Genomic DNA, 16,096 nt, shown 5'->3' with positions numbered 1-16,096 from the left:
TCAGCTCCGCGGGCCGCAGCTGCCGGTGCTGCCGTCGGTGGCCCAGAGATTGGCGCCGCCCCCCGGCGGGCATTGGCCCGGCAGCGCCAGGGTGATCAGCTTGGCGAAGGCGCTGGCCTCGTCCTCGCCGTAGCCGATCTCGCCGACCATGCGGCCGGTCTTGTCGAACAGCGCCACGGTGGCGGAATGCTCCATCGTGTAGTCGCCGTCCTTGGTCGGCACGCGCTTGTAGGCGACGTGATAGGCGTCGGCCATGCGGGCGACCTGCTCGGGCGTGCCGACGAAGCCGCGGATGCGCGGATCGAAGGAGGCGAGATAGTCCCGCAGGGTGTCGGGCGTGTCGCGCTGCGGGTCCAGGGTGACGAAGACGACGTTGAGGCGATCCGCATCGCGGCCCATCCGGCCGAGGGCGGTCGACAGGGTGGCGAGCGTCGTCGGGCAGACATCCGGGCAGTGGGTGAAGCCGAAGAACAGGACGGCCGGTTTGCCGCGGAGGTCGGCCTCGGTCACCGGGCGGCCCTCGAGATCCGCCATCGTGAACGGGCCGCCCACCTTTCGGGGATGGCTGAACCGCGAGCCCTGCTGCAGGACGATCGCCCCGGTTCCGGTGGCGACCACGGCGACGAGGGCGGCGGAGGCGATGAGTGCGAGGGGGCTCGGTGCCATGCTGTGACCTGCGACGGCGCGTCGATGCTGCCCATATGGGGTTCGTGTCGACCGGCGTGAGGCCGCGGCGCGCCGTGCCGCGCCAGTCTTACGTCCGGGCCGAGCCGGTTGGCCAGGCTCCGGTCGGCCACCCGGAGCGGCGCGAGGCCGCGCGTCGCAGGGGCCGGAGCGCCGCCCCGAAACCTGTCCGTCCCGCGGACCACCCGCTCGGGCCAGCCGACGGGAGGCCGCGACGCTCGGACGGCCAACTGCCCTTACGAGGCCTGCGCCAGAGGCCGAAGCGGGAGCGCGGATTGCGCGGTGGCGAGGATCTCGTCCATCTCGGATTTCGGCATGGCGTGACCGAACAGGTAGCCCTGGCCGAATTGGCAGCCCTGGTCGGACAGCCAGTCGAAACTCGCGTCCGTCTCGATCCCCTCGGCGGTGGTGGAGAGGCCGAGGCTCGCCCCGAGCTTGATGATGGCATCGACCAGCTTGGCCCGCTCGTCGCTCATCGTGATCGCGTCGACGTAGCTGCGGTCGATCTTCAGCTTGTCGAACTTCAATTCACGCAGGTGGTACAGGCTCGAATAGCCGGTGCCGAAATCGTCCAGCGCGATGCGCACCCCGAGCTCACGCAGCGACAGCAGGGTCATCCGGGTCGCTTCCAGGTCCTGGATCAGGGCGCTCTCGGTGATCTCGACCTCGAGGCGCTGCGGTGGGAAGCCGGTCTCGGTCAGGATTCCCAGGATCCGCTGGGCGAGCCACGCGTCTTGGAACTGCTGCGGAGCGATGTTGACCGCCAGGATCAGGTGGGGCGGCCAAGCCCGGGCATCCAGGCAGGCGCGACGGATCAGGTTGTAGCTGAGATCGCCGATCATCCCGGTCTCCTCCGCCACCGGGATGAACTCGCTGGGGGCGACCAGTCCGCGCGTCGGATGGCGCCAGCGCGCCAGCACCTCGACGCCGACGATCTCCCGCTCGGGCAAGGACACCACCGGCTGGTAGAAGGGTTCGATCGCCCCGGTCTCGATGGCGCTGCGGAGCTCCGTCTCCATGCGGGCCCGGGCGCGCAGCTCCGCGTCCATGGCGCTGCGGAAGAACCGGAATTTACCGCGCCCGTCCTTCTTGCCCTGGTACATCGCGAGGTCGGCCGCATGCAGCACCGCGTCGGCATCCCCATGGTCGGCCGATACCGCGGCGACCCCGACCGTCGCGCCGACCTTGAGGTCGTTCTGGTTCCACGTCACCGGCTCGGCGATCCGCGCGATGACAGTCTGGGCGAGGCGCCTCAGCCCCTCGCTCTCGTAGCGCAGCGGGACCAGCATGGCGAATTCGTCGCCGCCCAGCCGAGCCGCGAGGCCGCCCGGCGGGACGAGCTGCTGGAGACGCTCGGCCACGGCGCACAGGACGGCGTTGCCCGCAGCATGGCCGTAGAGATCGTTGACCGGCTTGAACCGGTCGAGATCGATCAGCAGCACCGCCGAATCCCCGGTAGCCGAGGCATGCGCGCGCTCCACGGCATCGATGAAGCGGCGACGGTTCGCGAGGCCCGTCAGCCCGTCATGTCGAGCGATCGCTTCGGCCTGCGCGGCGGCGGCGGCGCGTTCGAGCATCAGCCGGCGGAGGATGATCGACTTGCGGATGCTGGCGCCGCATTGGGCGACGCCCATGCAGGCGGCCAGCAACAGGAGGTCGGTGAGGTTGTAGGCGGCAACGAGACCGTTGAGGTAGTCGAAGGTCCCGAGGGTTACGCCGACGAACCAGATCCCAACGCCGATGACGAGCAGGCACAGGGTCTCGTAAAGCTCGCCGCGACCCCACGTGGTCGGCGTCTCGATCGGCATGTTCTGGACCCGGTTCCCGAAACGATCTTGAAGCATGCTGTCCGCTAAGGCGGCGTAAATGTCATGTCCAACGTGGTCGGCTATTTACATCGTTGCGCGCGAAGGTCTGGTTTAATTTGAATTAAGGCGCGCATCTCTATCGCGCCTGTCAAATCATGCCGTCGGCAGGGTCGCCGCCATCTCTGGATCCCGCTGGCGGCCCGAACGGCGATCGTCCGGACGTTTCGCCGGTTCGGGGTGTCGGACCGGCGCCCTCACTCCCGGGCCGCGGCTTCCGCGCGCTGCGCACTCGCGCGGCTCTCCTGAAGGGCGGCGGCCGCCTTGACGATCGACAGGATGCCGCTGCGGGTCGTCTCGTCGGGGATGCTGGTGAAGGCCAGGACCAGTTCGAGCACCTTCGGATCATCGAACAGGGCCGCAGGTCCGGCCTTATCCCGTCCGCTCTCCTGCAGATCGGCGAAGAAGGTATCCACCGGCACCTTCAGCAGGTCGGCGATGGCCTGGAGACGGCCGGCACCGATGCGGTTGCGGCCCTTCTCGTACTTCTGAACCTGCTGGAAGCTGACGCCGATCGCTTGGCCGAGATTCGTCTGGCTCAGCCCCTGCGCCACCCGGAGCGCCGCGATGCGTCCGCCGATCGTGCGGTCGGCGTCGGTGGCGGATTTGGGCTTCGGGGAGGATGACATGGATGAGAGCTTTCGGCGTGGTGGATTGATCGCGAGTTAACTCGCCGTGGCGGCGAAAAACACAACCGAGAAATGCTTAGTGCACCAACAAGTTGCGCGTGCCAAGTCTGCGTGGGACGCATACCTTGGCCATTGGCCGGGCGCGGCTGGGCCATTCGTCGCGAGCACGCCGCGTTGTCGGCTCCAATGAATAGCGGTTCAGATCAGCCTCGAAACGCTATCGACCGAGACTCTGAGTCTATTCGGGCGACGATTTACCGAAATTCGGAAGCGATAAAGAGTACTGAGATGTTGAATTGCGTAGGACCGGGCTGATCAGGCGCGGAAACTGCCGGCGACGTAACCGGGATGGTGCCGGCCGTGCCGTCTCAGGACTTTAATGGTGTCGCAGGAGGATCATAAGCCCGCTGAAGCCGCGCTCAAGGACCGTGCCGGTGTCGGGATTTTCCCTATGTGGCGGGGTAAACACTTTAAATTTGAGATAAAGAAATCTATGAAATGATGTATTCATTGACCGACCCCAGCGGTAGGTTCGCCGTCCATTCACAGCGCCCGCGTCGATGACCGACTCTCTGACCACCCTCTCGGAGACTGCCGATTCCGTCCTCCGGGCCGATGCGCTGGCCGAGACCTCGGCCCTGCGCGCCCATATCCGGCGAATCCTGCGAAAACTCGCTGCGGCCAAGTCGACGCGGCGGATCGGCTGAGTGCGTCCCGGGTGCCCACCTGGGCGCCGGCGCGTGTGCCCTGCGACCCTCTGCCTCAACCCTGCAGGCGGGGCGCGGAGGCTGACCGGAGCGGGGATGTCGCGTCGCGACCCTCATGGCTCGCGGCCCGTTGAAACCGGGCCGTCCCACCCGTGACGATGATTCGGTCGTGCGGCCCGGTGGGCACCGGGGTAAACAATCCTCGGTTGAGCAGATGTTTAAGCGTCCGTTTACCCTGCGGCTCGAGAGTTCCGAACTCAGTCGGAGCTTAATGAGCAGCCATGCTTGATGTCGCCTTCTGGTGGTGCGTAGCCGTGGCGATGACCGGATCGGTCGGCCTGGTCGGCATTGCCCTCGTCGCCGGACGCACGGTCCGATCGCAGCCGCGCGGCGTTCCGCTCTCCCGGAGCGAGCCGCTCGTCCTGCGTCACTTCGGTCGGGCTTGATGGAGGGAGCCTGCGGGCACGGCGGCCGCTACAGAAAGTCCGCGACCGGCTGAGCGTCGCAGAAGAAAAATGGTCGGAGTGGCCGGACTTGAACCGACGACCCCCTGTCCCCCAGACAGGTGCGCTACCGGGCTGCGCTACACTCCGACGCCGCTTAGGCTCGCGGCTCTTAGCCTCCGCGCAGCGCCCGCGCAACCCCTTCCGGCATCCGGGTTCCGTGCCGCGAGGCCGGCAGATGCTGGCACTTGCGGATCAGGACCGCTACGGGGAGCCCCCGCCCCGACGATTGCCAGAGGATCATGACGGACCGACCGATCGCCTTCGATCTCACGCGCCTCGTCACGCGCCTGCGTCACGCCAGCCCGTCCGGGATCGACCGCGTCGACCTCGCCTATGCCCGCGCCTTCCTCGGCTCGGCCGAGACAGGTGTCGGCGTCGTCTCCACAGCCGTCGGACCGCGCATTCTCGATCGCGCGCAGGCTCTGGAGATCGTCGAGGCGGTGGCGGCCGGCTGGGTTGAGGACCGGGACGCCGCCTCGGACCCGGTCTATCGGCGGCTCGCCGCCCTCTGCGGGGATCCGGCCGCGGGACCGGCAGCCCTCTCGGAGACGCCGGCCAACACCGCCGACCGGCGGCGGATCCAGGCGCGGAAGACGCTCGACATCGCCCTGCGCGGCCGGTCGGTCGCCGCGCTGCCCCGGGATGCGCTCTACCTCCACACGTCGCATCTGCGCCTCGACGATCCGCGGCGGTTCGACTGGCTCTACACGCGGCGGGACGTGCGGGCCGCCTTCTTCGTCCACGATCTGATCCCGATCACCCATCCCGAATACGGCCGGTCCGGCGAGGCCGACCGCCACCGGGCGCGCCTGCGCACGATCGGCCGGCACGCCGCCGCGATCCTGGTGAATTCGGAGGATACCGGCCGGCGCACCCTCGCGCATCTCGCCGCCGAGGGGTTCGGCCGGCCGCCGGTGGCCGTGGGCCATCTCGGGGTCGAGCCCGCCTTCGGGCGCACGGGACCGCGGTTCAGGCCGGACCGGCCGACATTCCTGGTCTGCGGCACCATCGAATCGCGCAAGAACCACCTGCTGCTGTTCCAGATCTGGCGGCACTTGGCCGAGCGGCACGGGGCTGCCACGCCCCGGCTCATCGTCGTCGGGCGCCGGGGCTGGGAGGCCGAGAGCGCGATCGACATGCTCGAACGCTGCCCTGGCGTGCAGGCCCATGTCATCGAGGCGTCGGGGTTGTCCACGCACGGGCTGGCCGCGCTGATGCGCAGCTGCACGGGATTGCTGATGCCGTCCTTCACGGAGGGCTACGGCATCCCCGTGGTCGAGGCCGCGGCTTCGGGTCTGCCGGTCATCGCCTCCGACATCCCCGTCCATCGGGAGATCGCCGACGGGTTCGCCCTGTTCCGCGACCCTCTGGACGGGCCGGGCTGGATCGAAGCGATCGAGGCGCTTGCGCAGCCCGCCGCGTCCCTGCGCGCCGAACTGGCGGGACGTCTGGACGGATATCGACCGCCGGACTGGCCCGCGCATTTCGCCGCCGTGACCCCCACCCTGGCCATGCTCTGACCGAGCCGTTCCGGTCCAATGTCCGGTCGCGCCGCCTGCGCGCCCGGCCGCACAAGTTGCGCCGCTCGGGTCTGACGAATAAGGAAAAGCGTCAGTCAACCAGCCTGGCCGAGAGCGGGCGGAACGGAGATCCTGCCGATGCGGGTGGTCGACCTCGATCGCGACACGGTCAAGCGCGGGCTCAGCGACGGCTCGATGCTGATCATCGATGTGCGTGAGCCGCACGAATTCGAGGCCGGGCACATTCCCGGTTCCGTCTCGCATCCCCTCTCCAGCTTCGATCCGCAGGCGGTGGCGGATATCGTGGCCGCCGATGGTCGGCGCGCGGTCTTCTCGTGCGGCTCGGGCGTCCGCTCGATCCACGCGCTGATGGCCGTGCAGAATGCCGGACTCGATCTCGCCGAACACTACAAAGGCGGATTCAAGGACTGGTACAGCGCAGGTGAGACGATCGCCTGACCTGCGGATTCAATCCGGTACACGAGACCGTGATGTGCGCTCGCGCACAAGCAACAGCGTGGCGCGCGGGTTAGGCCGCACCCGCGGCGGAACAATCGTCAAGCTCGGCGCGACCGCACGGTCAGCCAACGGACAGCAGGACCCGATGCGCAGCCGGCTTCCCAGCCTTCTCACCCTCTTGTCAGCCCTCGTCGCGGGTCTCGCGGCAGGTCCCCTCACCCCGGCGGCCCGCGCCCAGGCGCCGGGCGGGCCGCCGCCGAAGGTCACCGTGGCCAAGCCCGTGGTGCGCCAGATCGTCGAGCAGGACCAGTATACCGGTCGCTTCGACGCGATCGATTACGTCGAGGTCCGGGCCCGCGTCACCGGATATCTCGAGAAGATCAACTTCGTCGACGGCCAGACGGTGAAGAAGGGGGATGTGCTGTTCGTCATCGACCGGCGGCCCTACAAGGCGGCCCTGGAGCAGGCCCAGGCCGCGCTGGCCTCGGCCAAGGCGCGCCAGTCCTTCTCGCAGACGGATCTCGAGCGCGCGCAGACCCTGTCCCGCAGCGGCAACATCTCCGAACAGGTGACCGACCAGCGCCGGCAGGCCTCCCAGACGGCCCAGGCCGACGTCGACAGCGCGCAGGCCGCCCTCAACAACGCCCAGCTGAACTACGATTTCAGCGAGGTGAAGGCGCCCATCAACGGCCGCATCAGCCGGCGCCTCGTGACCGAGGGCAACATCGTCAGCGCCGACCAGACGATGCTGACCACGATCGTCTCGCTCGATCCGATCTATTTCAGCTACACGGTCGATGAGAAGGCGTTCCTCAAGTACCAGAACAGCCTCGGCATCGGGATGGGCCAGACCCAGCAGGGCAAGGGTGTGCCGATCCTGATCTCGCTGTCCGGAGAGGCGAAGCCGACCCGCAAGGGCACCCTCGACTTCGTCGACAACCGCGTCGACAACGCCACCGGCACGATCCTGCTGCGCGCCACCGTCCCGAACGCGGACCTGTTCATCAAGCCCGGCCTGTTCGGCATCGTCGCGATGCCGGCGACGAAGCCCTTCCAGGGCGTGCTGGTCCCCGACGAGGCGGTTGCCGCCAACCAGGACAAGCGCATCGTCTACGTGGTGGGGCCCGAGAATGTCATCCAGCAGAAGGATGTCGTGCTGGGACCGAAGGTCGACGGCTACCGGGTGATCCAGTCGGGGCTGAAGGGCGACGAGACCATCGTGGTCAACGGCCTCGCCCGGGTCCGGCCGGGGGCGAAGGTCACGCCCGAGACCGTCGAGTTGCCGCCGAGCAAGACCTGAGCCCGCGCGGCTCGTCACGAATGCCTTCGTGCGCGCCCCAGGGTGCGCCCCGCACCGACGACGCAGGGCCCCGTCCGGGAGACCGGCGGGCCTCAGAGGTTTGACCGATGCGTTTCGCCCATTTCTTCGTCGACAGGCCGATCTTCGCGTCCGTCACGTCGATCGTGTTCCTGATCCTCGGCTTCGTGGCCTACGAGAGCCTCCCGGTCTCGCAGTATCCCGAGATCGTGCCGCCGACCGTGACGGTGCGCGCCTCCTATCCGGGCGCCAATGCCGAGACCGTGGCCGCCACGATCGCGACGCCGATCGAGCAGGAGGTCAACGGCGTCGACAACATGCTCTACATGACGTCGTTGTCGACCAACGACGGCAACATGCTGCTGACCGTGACCTTCAAGGTCGGCACCAACCTCGATATCGCCAACGTGCTGGTGCAGAACCGGCTCTCGGTGGCGCAGCCGCGCCTGCCGCCGGACGTGCGCAACCTCGGCGTCACGGTGCGCAAGGCCTCCCCCGACCTGATGCTGGTCGTGCACCTGCTCTCGCCGAACAAGACCTACGACCAGAACTACCTCGCCAACTACATCTACCTGAACATCCGCGACGAGCTGCTGCGCCTCGACGGCGTCGGCGACATCACGATCTTCGGCGGCAACGAGTATGCCGAGCGCATCTGGGTCGATCCCAACAAGCTCGCCGCCTACGGACTGTCGGTCACCGACGTCACCACGGCCCTGCAGGAGCAGAACGTCCAGGTGGCGGCCGGCCAACTCAACGGTCCGCCCGCGGCCAAGAGCGAGGCGTTCCAGCTCGTCGTTCAGTCGCAGGCGCGGTTCAAGACGCCCGAGCAGTTCGCCGAGGTGATCATCAAGGCGCAGGACGGGCGCCTCGTCCGGGTGAAGGACATCGCCCGCGTCGAGATGGGCCAGAAGGACTACACGACCAACTCGTTCCTGAACGACACGCCCGCGGTGGGCATCGGCGCCTTCCAGCGGCCGGGCACGAACGCGCTGGACGCGGCGGCGTCGGTCAAGAAGGTGATGGAGGAGGTCAAGAAGAAATTCCCGCCGGACGTCGAGTACCGCATCGCCTACAACCCGACGGAGTTCATCGAGGAATCGATCCACGAGGTCTACAAAACCCTGTTCGAGGCCGTCGGCCTCGTCGTCATCGTGGTGCTGGTCTTCCTCCAGAGCTGGCGCACCGCGCTGATTCCGGTGATCGCGATTCCCGTGTCGCTGATCGGCACCTTCGCGGCGATGGCGGCCTTCGGCTTCTCGCTGAACAACCTGACCCTGTTCGGGCTGGTTCTCGCCATCGGCATCGTGGTCGACGACGCCATCGTGGTGGTGGAGAACGTCGAGCGCAACATGGCCGAGGGCCTGTCGCCGGGGGACGCCGCCCACAAGACCATGGACGAGGTCGGCGGCGCGGTCATCGCCATCGCGCTGGTGCTCGCCGCGGTGTTCGTGCCCACGGCGTTCATCCCGGGCATCTCGGGCCAGTTCTACAAGCAGTTCGCGCTGACCATCGCGGCCTCGACGCTGATCTCGGCCTTCAACTCGCTGACCCTGTCGCCGGCGCTCTGCAAGCTGCTGCTGGTCCCGCATCATGCGCGCAAGGAGCCGAAATTCTTCCTGACGCGGTTCGTGAACTGGCTGGCGAACGGCTTCAACCGCGCCTTCGACGCGACGTCGAACGCCTACGGCCGGACGATCCGCGTCCTGACCGGCGGCATCGTCGGCCTGGGCGTGATGCTGCTGGTCTATGCGGCCGTGATCGCCGGGACGCTCCATCTGGCGCAGACGACGCCCACGGGCTTCATCCCGGACCAGGACCAGGGTTACCTGATCGGCGTCGTCCAGCTCCCGTCCGGCTCGTCCCTCGACCGCACCACGGAGGTGTGTCTGCGCGCCGCCAAGCAGGCCCGGACCGTCGACGGCGTGGCCAACGCGGTGATCATCGCGGGCTTCGACGGCGCGACCTTCACCAACACGACCAATGCCGGCGTGATGTTCCTGACCCTCAAGGGGGCGAAGGAGCGCGCGGAGGTCGGTCGAAGCGCGGCCGTCATCACCGGCGACGTGCTGAAGGCCACCTCCGACATCCAGGAGGCGCGGGTCATCGTGATCCCGCCGCCGCCCGTCCGCGGCCTCGGCAACGGCGGCGGCTTCAAGATGCAGATCGAGAGCCGCCAGTCGTCGGATATCGGCCCGCTCATGGCCGCGGCCGGCGAGGTGATCGCTCAGGCCAACCAGAGCGCGGACGTGCAGCGCGTCTTCACGACCTTCGATAACTCGACGCCGCAGCTGTTCCTCGACATCGACCGTACCATCGCCCGGATGCTGAACGTGCCGCTGGCGAACGTGTTCTCGTCGGTCCAGGCGGATCTCGGCGGCACCTACGTCAACGACTTCAACACGCTGGGCCGGATCTATCAGGTGCGCCTGCAGGGCGACGCGGCGTTCCGCACCTCGGTGCAGGACATCTCGCAGATCAAGGTGCGCTCCTCCACCGGCGCGCTGGTGCCCATGGGCACCCTCGCCTCGGTGCGGGACGTGACCGGTCCGCAGATCGTGCAGCGGTTCAACCTCTACTACTCGGTCCCGGTCCAGGGCGTGGCCAAGCCGGGCGTCTCGACTGGTCAGGCGCTGACCGCCATGGAGGAGATCGCCAAGAAGGCTTTGCCCGACGGCTACTCCTACGACTGGACCGAGATCGCCTACCAGCAGAAGGCCGCGAGCGGCACCGCGGGCGCGGTCTTCGCCCTCGGCGTGCTGCTGGTCTTCCTCGTCCTCGCCGCGCAGTACGAATCCTGGGCGCTGCCGCTGGCGATCCTGCTGGTGGTGCCGACCGGGGTGCTGGCGGCGCTCGCGGGCGTGCAGTTCCGCGGCCAGGACAACAACATCCTGACCCAGATCGGCCTGATCGTGCTCATCGGCCTCGCGGCGAAGAACGCGATCCTGATCGTCGAGTTCGCCCACGACATCGAGCAGCGGGAGCATCGCGGCCCGGTGGAGGCGGCGGTGGAAGCCTGCCGCCTGCGCCTGCGCCCGATCCTGATGACCGCCTTCGCGTTCATCCTGGGCACCCTGCCGCTGGTGATCGCCACCGGCCCCGGCGCCGAGATGCGTCAGGCGCTCGGCACGGCGGTGTTCTTCGGGATGATCGGCGCGACCTTCTTCGGCCTGTTCCTCACGCCGGTCTTCTACGTGGTGATCCGCCACTTCTCGCTCTGGATCGGGCGGTTCCGGAAGAAGCACACCCACGGTGATTCCGGCGGCGCCGCGCCCGCGCACGGCTGACGGGCACACTCTCGGCTGCCGTATCCTGGAAGCCGTGCCGGATCCGCGAGGATCGGGCGCGGCTTTCGCGCGACGGGCGGGCGCGCCCGGTGTAGAGGCTGGCGCCATGCACGCCCTCGGTCGCCTCATTCTCGGGGCCTTCGCCCTCCTGCTCGCTGTTCCGGCGGGCTTCGTGGTTCTCGTCCTGGCGCTGCTCGTCGATCCGGCCGCGCAGGCCTGGCTGAGCGGCGGGGCGCTCGCCGGCCTCGACATGGCCCTGTCGGACCTCTCGGCCGGGCTCCCGCCGGAGGGACTCGCCCTGTTCGTCGCCGGCCTCGCCAAGGCGCTGTTCGTGCTGCTGTTCGTGCCCCCGGCCCTGATCGGTCTCGGCGGGGAGATCCTCGGATGTCGCGGCCTCCTGTGGTACGGCGCCGGCTGCGGCCTGCTCACCGCCGCCCTCCCCTGGCTGACGCGCGGCGCGCTCCGGTCCGGCGGGGCAACCCGGGATGCCGCCCTCCTCGCCGGCGAGGTGCGCCTGACGCTGATCCTGTTCGTGGTCGGCGCGAGTGCGGGCTTGGTCTACTGGCTGGTCGCGGGGCGCGGCGCCGGGCGCATCCGCGAGGCCGACCTCTCCGAGGATGCCTGACGGCTCCCGGCGACGTCGCCCTTGGCCGCGGACACGCGGGCGCGCTACAGGAGGCCGCTACGACACGGTATCCGATGCTCGCCCTGCGCTCCCTCGCCTTCAACATCTGCTTCTACGCCGTCACGGCGGTCCTGGCGGTCGCCGGCCTGCCCATGCTGGTCTCCGGCCGGTCGGTTCTGCGGCTGGCCCGCGCCTGGGGGCGGATCACCCTGTGGCTGCTGCGCGTCGTCGCCGGAACGCGGGTCGAGTTCCGTGGGCTGGAGAACATCCCGACGGGTCCCCTGCTGGTGGCGGCCAAGCACCAGTCGGCCCTTGAGACCCTGGCCCTCTGCACGGTGCTGCCGAACTTCGCCTACGTCCTGAAGAAGGAGCTGCTGCTGATCCCCCTGATCGGCTGGTACTTGTCGCGCAGCGGCATGGTGGCGATCGACCGGTCCAAGGGCACCCGGGCCATGAGCCTGATGAATGCCGCGGCCGGCGCGGCGATCCAGGACGGGCGCCAGCTCATCATCTTTCCCGAGGGCACCCGCCGGCCGGTCGGCGCGCCGCCCGCCTACAAGCAGGGACTCTCGCATCTCTACACCGCCCTGAAGGTTCCCTGCCTGCCCGTCGCGCTGAACACCGGCCTGTTCTGGTCGCGCAACAGCCTCGTGCGCCGGCCGGGCACGGCGGTGATCGAATTCCTGCCGCCCATCCCGCCCGGCCTGCCCCGCCAGGAGTTCCAGGCGCTGGTCCAGGATCGGCTCGAGACGGCCTCGAACGCCCTCGTCGACGGCGGCATCGCAGGCTGCGCGGCAGACGGCCATGCCGTACCGGCGGACGAGGCACCGGTCGTGGCCGCGCCGCGCCGCTGAGCCCCGCGCAACCGCCGCGTTCCGTCCCCGGTGGCGCTGAGCCAGCTTGTGGATAACGGGCATCGTCGCCACATCTGCCCTTGGGAACGTCGCGCTTGACGCCTGTGGATATCGCGCGTTAGGTTGGAACAAATGGCGAACAGAAGAGCCCTGTCCTGGTCGGCCGCGCTCCGCGACCTGAAGGACGATCGCACCCGGAGGCAGGACGTGCGTGAAGAACGCCTCAAGACGACCGCAGGTCTGCGCGGCTCGCCCGCGCTTCCCCTTTCGGCCTGGCGCGGCCGTTCCGGCCGCCGCTACGTGGTCGGGGTTCATCCGGCCGGGGGCTTCGACCTCGACGAGATGGCCCAGGCCGTGGTGATCGCCGTCCGCCGGGACAATGCGGGCATCGCCGAAATGGTCTCGGTGGCCAGCTCCAGCGAGAGTCCGCGCGATCATCTGCGGCGGACTTGGCTCGACCGTGTCCGCCGCCGGGGCGCCACCGAGATGCACGTGCATCGCCTGGCCGAGAACGACGTCGAGCGGGTGGCGATCGTCGAGGATCTGCAGGTCGACACCGTCGAGCCGGCGCAGGTCTGACCGGAAACGCGACGCGCGCGGACGGATCACGTCCGCAGCGGTCGACCCGGGGCGGCGCTGCCCCAGTTTCGCCCCTTGCATGGCCTCAAGGCGAGGCCGCGATGTCCCTGCGGGGATCGGGTCGGGGAGCGGAGCGCATGGTGCAGGATCGGACGCGGCCGGAGGGTGCCGACCAGACAGCCCCGGTGGGGCGCGCGCGGCGATCCCGGCTCGGGCTGTTCCTGCCCTACATCCTGCTCGCCCTCGTGGTGGCGGGCTGGTCGGCCGGCTGGCTGTGGATGCGTGAGCGCGCGGCCGCCGAGATCGACGGCTGGATCGCCCGGGAGGCGTCGGCCGGGCGCACCTGGACCTGTGCGGACCGCTCGCTCGGCGGCTACCCGTTCCGGCTCGAGCTGCGCTGCAGCGCCGTCACGCTCGACCGTGCCGACGGACGCTTCCGGCTGGGACCGAGCACCGCGGTGGCGCAGATCTATCAGCCGCGCCTCGTCGTGTTCGAGAGCGCCGGTCCGTTCCATGTCGAGCAGGGCGCGCTGACCGGAGACGCGTCCTGGTCCGCGCTCCAGGGCAGTTTCCACGGCGCCGCGGATGGCTTCACCCGCGCCTCTCTGGTCGTCGACAATCCCGATGTCACCGTGAAGGGGGCAGAGCCCGGTCCGATCGCGGTTGCGGGCCGGCACCTCGAACTGCACGCCCGGCCGAGCCCCGGCCGTTTCGATTCCGACGGTGCGGTGGATCTCAGCCTGCGCCTGAATCAGGCGGCGGTGCCTCAACTCGATGCCCTCACCGGAACACGGGATCCGGTCGATCTGGCCCTTGATGCGAGCCTGACGCAGGCCACCGTGTTGCGGACCGGGACGGTGGCGCGCGAGCTGGAGCGCTGGCGCCAAGCCGGCGGCAACCTGGACCTGACGGCCCTGTCGCTGGCCAAGGGCGCACAGCGCGTTCAGGCGAAGGGCACCCTCGCCCTCGATGCCGCGCACCGCCCGGCGGGCCAGATCGATCTGCGGGCGGCCGGCGTCGACGCGCTGGTCGGCAGCATCGTCGGCCAGCGCTTCGGCTCGGATCGGGGCGCGCTGGTCGGCCAGCTGGTCGGCGGCCTGCTGGGGCTGGCCCAGCGTCCGAACCCGGACGCGCCGGCCGACGCGACACCCCTCAAGGCGCTCCCACCCCTGCGGCTCGTCGACGGGAAGGTGGTCTTCAGCGGATTTCCGATCCCCAACGTCTTCGTGCCGGCGCTGTATTAGGCGGCTCTCGGTCTGAGGGGGCCTCTGAAACGCCCGGACAGGCGCGTCTTCGGCGCAAGACGATGCAACGCGCCTTGCCGCCTGTCCGGGCTCATGGCCGCGCGCATCGGACACCCTGGCTCACCATCGATGTCCTGCGCCGTCAGGCCGGGGCGTTGTCGGCGAGACCGGAATGGAAAGGCGCTCGTGGTGCAGGATCTCGCGGCCTCGGCGCGTCGGGATCCCGGGCGCCGCTGCGGGTCTACGGGATGACCGCGCAGCGCGACGGCACGTGTCGCCCTGCGCGCGAGGCCTGGTGCGTCGGCTTGGGCGCGGATTGCAGCAACGGGCCTGTCGCACGGGCCTGCTCGGCGACGCCGGATCGGCTATAGGAGGCCCATGGCCTCATCCGCGTCCCCGACCCGTATCAAGATCTGCGGGCTCAGCACCGAAGCGACTCTGACCGCCGCTCTGGACGCCGGGGCGGACTGGATCGGGCTCGTCCACTTCCCGCGCAGCCCCCGGCACGTGGCGCTGGAGCAAGCGGCCGCCCTGTCGGCCCTCGCCCGCGGGCGGGCCGAGCGGGTGATCCTGCTGGTCGATCCGGACGACGCTCTGCTCGCCGCGGCCGTCGCGGCGGTGGATCCGGATCTCATCCAGCTCCATGGGCGCGAGAGCCCGGAGCGCGTCGCGGCGATCCGCGCCCGCGCTGGCCGGCCGGTGATGAAGGCCCTCGGCATCGCCACGTCCGCGGATCTCGCCGTCCTGCCGGCCTATGCCGCGGTCGCCGACCGGATCCTGCTGGATGCCAAGGCGCCGCCGGATGCGGCCCTGCCGGGCGGCAACGGCCGATGCTTCGACTGGGAGATCCTGCGCGGCGCCGCGCTTCCGGAGGGCACCATGCTGTCGGGCGGCCTCGATGCCGGCAACGTCGCCGATGCCATCGCCCGCACGGCACTGGGCGCCGTCGATGTCTCGTCCGGGGTCGAGACGGCGCCGGGGGTGAAGGATCCGGCGAAGATCGCGGCCTTCGTGGCGGCCGCGCGGCGGGCGCGCTGAGGTTTCCGCCTCAGCGCCGCGAACGGGAACCGCTCAGCGCGGCGCGGGCAGCGCGGTCCGGCCCGTATTCGGGACCGTATAGGTGCCCGCGGTCTCGCTCTCGGGCGCATAGGTGCGCAGCCGGGTCGCCTCGCGCTCGTACCGGACGGCCTCGCGGCGATGGTAGCGCGCCCGGGCGCGGGTCTTGCCCTGGCCGAGCCACGTGAAGATGCCTCCGACCACGATGCCGAGGGCCACGGCGCCGAACAGGATCGCGTAGAGCGGAAGAGCGACGCTGAAGACCGGCGCGTCCGCGTTGAACGGATCGAAGGAGAGCTGCACCGGCGCGCGGTTGGCCACCGCCAGCAGGATCACCAAGGCGGCGATCGGCAGCAGCACGAGGCTCTTCAGGAAACGGATCATCGCGCTCACAGGTCCTTCCTACTCGGCGGCCGAGGCATTCTCGCCGATCCCGGCGGCGTTGAGGCGCTGGCGCATCTCCTTGCCGGTCTTGAACACGGGGATTGCCTTCTCGGACACGGCAACGGCGGCACCCGTGCGCGGGTTGCGTCCCCGACGCGCCTCCCGGCGCTTCACCGAGAAGGCCCCGAAGCCACGCAGTTCCACCCGGTCGCCGCGGGCCAGCGCATCGGAAATGGTGTCGAGGATCGCGTTGACCAGGATCTCCACGTCACGCTGGTAGAGATGCGGGTTCTGCTCGGCGATCCTGAGGACGAGCTCCGACTTGATCATGGCGTGGAATCTTCTCGCGGGATCGGGGCGGGCTGCGCGGTGGCGGTGG

Annotated in this window: 16 protein-coding genes and 1 tRNA gene; 11 read left to right on the top strand and 6 right to left on the bottom strand. The window is 69.3% G+C overall.

Annotation, left to right across the window (positions count from 1 at the left end; translation table 11 throughout):
- The 3 genes from PQI07_RS19335 to PQI07_RS19325 all read right to left on the bottom strand — a co-directional run bounded on the left by PQI07_RS19335 (position 1) and on the right by PQI07_RS19325 (position 3,178).
- Positions 1–666, bottom strand: coding sequence for an SCO family protein (locus PQI07_RS19335; protein ID WP_043380589.1), 666 nt, complete (start codon positions 664–666; stop codon positions 1–3).
- A 254-nt stretch (positions 667–920) separates the two neighbouring features.
- Positions 921–2,492, bottom strand: coding sequence for a putative bifunctional diguanylate cyclase/phosphodiesterase (locus PQI07_RS19330; protein WP_053610277.1), 1,572 nt, complete (start codon positions 2,490–2,492; stop codon positions 921–923).
- A 254-nt stretch (positions 2,493–2,746) separates the two neighbouring features.
- Entirely contained in the window at positions 2,747–3,178 is a 432-nt protein-coding gene (locus tag PQI07_RS19325) for a helix-turn-helix domain-containing protein (RefSeq protein ID WP_043353136.1), read from the bottom strand.
- A gap of 560 nt (positions 3,179–3,738) precedes the next feature.
- Between PQI07_RS19325 and PQI07_RS19320 the strand changes: the two genes are divergently transcribed.
- Together PQI07_RS19320 and PQI07_RS19315 are read left to right on the top strand one after the other, a co-directional pair.
- On the top strand, positions 3,739–3,885 hold the full coding sequence (locus PQI07_RS19320; protein ID WP_159020313.1) for a hypothetical protein: 147 nt from the start codon (positions 3,739–3,741) through the stop codon (positions 3,883–3,885).
- Between the two features lie 281 nt (positions 3,886–4,166).
- Entirely contained in the window at positions 4,167–4,331 is a 165-nt protein-coding gene (locus PQI07_RS19315) for a hypothetical protein (RefSeq protein ID WP_179696716.1), read from the top strand.
- A gap of 70 nt (positions 4,332–4,401) precedes the next feature.
- Here the strand turns inward: PQI07_RS19315 and PQI07_RS19310 are convergent.
- Positions 4,402–4,478: transfer RNA gene (locus PQI07_RS19310), tRNA-Pro, on the bottom strand.
- 152 nt (positions 4,479–4,630) lie between these two features.
- Here PQI07_RS19310 and PQI07_RS19305 point away from each other — a divergent pair.
- From PQI07_RS19305 to PQI07_RS19265, 9 genes are all read left to right on the top strand, one after another.
- Positions 4,631–5,911, top strand: a complete 1,281-nt coding sequence (locus PQI07_RS19305; RefSeq protein ID WP_274927222.1) for a glycosyltransferase family 4 protein — start codon at positions 4,631–4,633, stop codon at positions 5,909–5,911.
- Positions 5,912–6,049: 138 nt separating this feature from the next.
- Positions 6,050–6,370, top strand: a complete 321-nt coding sequence (locus PQI07_RS19300; protein WP_274927221.1) for a rhodanese-like domain-containing protein — start codon at positions 6,050–6,052, stop codon at positions 6,368–6,370.
- 145 nt (positions 6,371–6,515) lie between these two features.
- Complete coding sequence (locus tag PQI07_RS19295; protein WP_043380594.1) at positions 6,516–7,670, top strand: efflux RND transporter periplasmic adaptor subunit; 1,155 nt, start codon at positions 6,516–6,518, stop codon at positions 7,668–7,670.
- Positions 7,671–7,777: 107 nt separating this feature from the next.
- Entirely contained in the window at positions 7,778–10,975 is a 3,198-nt protein-coding gene (locus PQI07_RS19290; RefSeq protein WP_043380596.1) for an efflux RND transporter permease subunit, read from the top strand.
- Positions 10,976–11,081: 106 nt separating this feature from the next.
- Positions 11,082–11,600 carry a hypothetical protein gene (locus tag PQI07_RS19285; protein ID WP_043353149.1) on the top strand — a complete coding sequence of 173 codons (519 nt, stop codon included), beginning with the start codon at positions 11,082–11,084 and terminating at the stop codon, positions 11,598–11,600.
- A gap of 74 nt (positions 11,601–11,674) precedes the next feature.
- A complete protein-coding gene (locus PQI07_RS19280; RefSeq protein ID WP_274927220.1) occupies positions 11,675–12,454 on the top strand; it encodes a lysophospholipid acyltransferase family protein in 780 nt (259 codons plus the stop codon).
- A gap of 132 nt (positions 12,455–12,586) precedes the next feature.
- Positions 12,587–13,033, top strand: coding sequence for a hypothetical protein (locus PQI07_RS19275; protein ID WP_043380600.1), 447 nt, complete (start codon positions 12,587–12,589; stop codon positions 13,031–13,033).
- 137 nt (positions 13,034–13,170) lie between these two features.
- Positions 13,171–14,277, top strand: coding sequence for a DUF2125 domain-containing protein (locus PQI07_RS19270; protein ID WP_053610273.1), 1,107 nt, complete (start codon positions 13,171–13,173; stop codon positions 14,275–14,277).
- A gap of 378 nt (positions 14,278–14,655) precedes the next feature.
- Positions 14,656–15,315, top strand: a complete 660-nt coding sequence (locus PQI07_RS19265) for a phosphoribosylanthranilate isomerase (RefSeq protein WP_274927219.1) — start codon at positions 14,656–14,658, stop codon at positions 15,313–15,315.
- A gap of 33 nt (positions 15,316–15,348) precedes the next feature.
- Here PQI07_RS19265 and PQI07_RS19260 read toward each other — a convergent pair whose 3' ends face one another.
- Both PQI07_RS19260 and PQI07_RS19255 read right to left on the bottom strand, forming a co-directional pair.
- A complete protein-coding gene (locus PQI07_RS19260) occupies positions 15,349–15,717 on the bottom strand; it encodes a LapA family protein (RefSeq protein ID WP_043351022.1) in 369 nt (122 codons plus the stop codon).
- An 18-nt stretch (positions 15,718–15,735) separates the two neighbouring features.
- Complete coding sequence (locus PQI07_RS19255; RefSeq protein WP_043351019.1) at positions 15,736–16,047, bottom strand: integration host factor subunit beta; 312 nt, start codon at positions 16,045–16,047, stop codon at positions 15,736–15,738.
- Between the last annotated feature and the right edge of the window lie 49 nt (positions 16,048–16,096).

This window comes from Methylobacterium sp. 092160098-2 (assembly GCF_028920805.1).
Lineage (GTDB): Bacteria > Pseudomonadota > Alphaproteobacteria > Rhizobiales > Beijerinckiaceae > Methylobacterium > Methylobacterium fujisawaense.
The sequence above is the reverse complement of the archived record's forward strand: the minus strand, read 5'-3'. Positions and strand labels throughout refer to the sequence as shown.

What these genes read in the sequence shown, in the direction of transcription:
- PQI07_RS19325 (WP_043353136.1), bottom strand. Translation starts at nt 3,178, where the DNA reads ATGTCATCCTCCCCGAAGCCCAAATCCGCCACCGACGCCGACCGCACG.
- PQI07_RS19315 (WP_179696716.1), top strand. Translation starts at nt 4,167, where the DNA reads ATGCTTGATGTCGCCTTCTGGTGGTGCGTAGCCGTGGCGATGACCGGA.
- PQI07_RS19300 (WP_274927221.1), top strand. Translation starts at nt 6,050, where the DNA reads ATGCGGGTGGTCGACCTCGATCGCGACACGGTCAAGCGCGGGCTCAGC.
- PQI07_RS19305 (WP_274927222.1), top strand. Translation starts at nt 4,631, where the DNA reads ATGACGGACCGACCGATCGCCTTCGATCTCACGCGCCTCGTCACGCGC.
- PQI07_RS19320 (WP_159020313.1), top strand. Translation starts at nt 3,739, where the DNA reads ATGACCGACTCTCTGACCACCCTCTCGGAGACTGCCGATTCCGTCCTC.
- PQI07_RS19290 (WP_043380596.1), top strand. Translation starts at nt 7,778, where the DNA reads ATGCGTTTCGCCCATTTCTTCGTCGACAGGCCGATCTTCGCGTCCGTC.
- PQI07_RS19270 (WP_053610273.1), top strand. Translation starts at nt 13,171, where the DNA reads ATGGTGCAGGATCGGACGCGGCCGGAGGGTGCCGACCAGACAGCCCCG.
- PQI07_RS19280 (WP_274927220.1), top strand. Translation starts at nt 11,675, where the DNA reads ATGCTCGCCCTGCGCTCCCTCGCCTTCAACATCTGCTTCTACGCCGTC.
- PQI07_RS19260 (WP_043351022.1), bottom strand. Translation starts at nt 15,717, where the DNA reads ATGATCCGTTTCCTGAAGAGCCTCGTGCTGCTGCCGATCGCCGCCTTG.
- PQI07_RS19285 (WP_043353149.1), top strand. Translation starts at nt 11,082, where the DNA reads ATGCACGCCCTCGGTCGCCTCATTCTCGGGGCCTTCGCCCTCCTGCTC.
- PQI07_RS19295 (WP_043380594.1), top strand. Translation starts at nt 6,516, where the DNA reads ATGCGCAGCCGGCTTCCCAGCCTTCTCACCCTCTTGTCAGCCCTCGTC.
- PQI07_RS19265 (WP_274927219.1), top strand. Translation starts at nt 14,656, where the DNA reads ATGGCCTCATCCGCGTCCCCGACCCGTATCAAGATCTGCGGGCTCAGC.
- PQI07_RS19255 (WP_043351019.1), bottom strand. Translation starts at nt 16,047, where the DNA reads ATGATCAAGTCGGAGCTCGTCCTCAGGATCGCCGAGCAGAACCCGCAT.
- PQI07_RS19335 (WP_043380589.1), bottom strand. Translation starts at nt 666, where the DNA reads ATGGCACCGAGCCCCCTCGCACTCATCGCCTCCGCCGCCCTCGTCGCC.
- PQI07_RS19275 (WP_043380600.1), top strand. Translation starts at nt 12,587, where the DNA reads ATGGCGAACAGAAGAGCCCTGTCCTGGTCGGCCGCGCTCCGCGACCTG.
- PQI07_RS19330 (WP_053610277.1), bottom strand. Translation starts at nt 2,492, where the DNA reads ATGCCGATCGAGACGCCGACCACGTGGGGTCGCGGCGAGCTTTACGAG.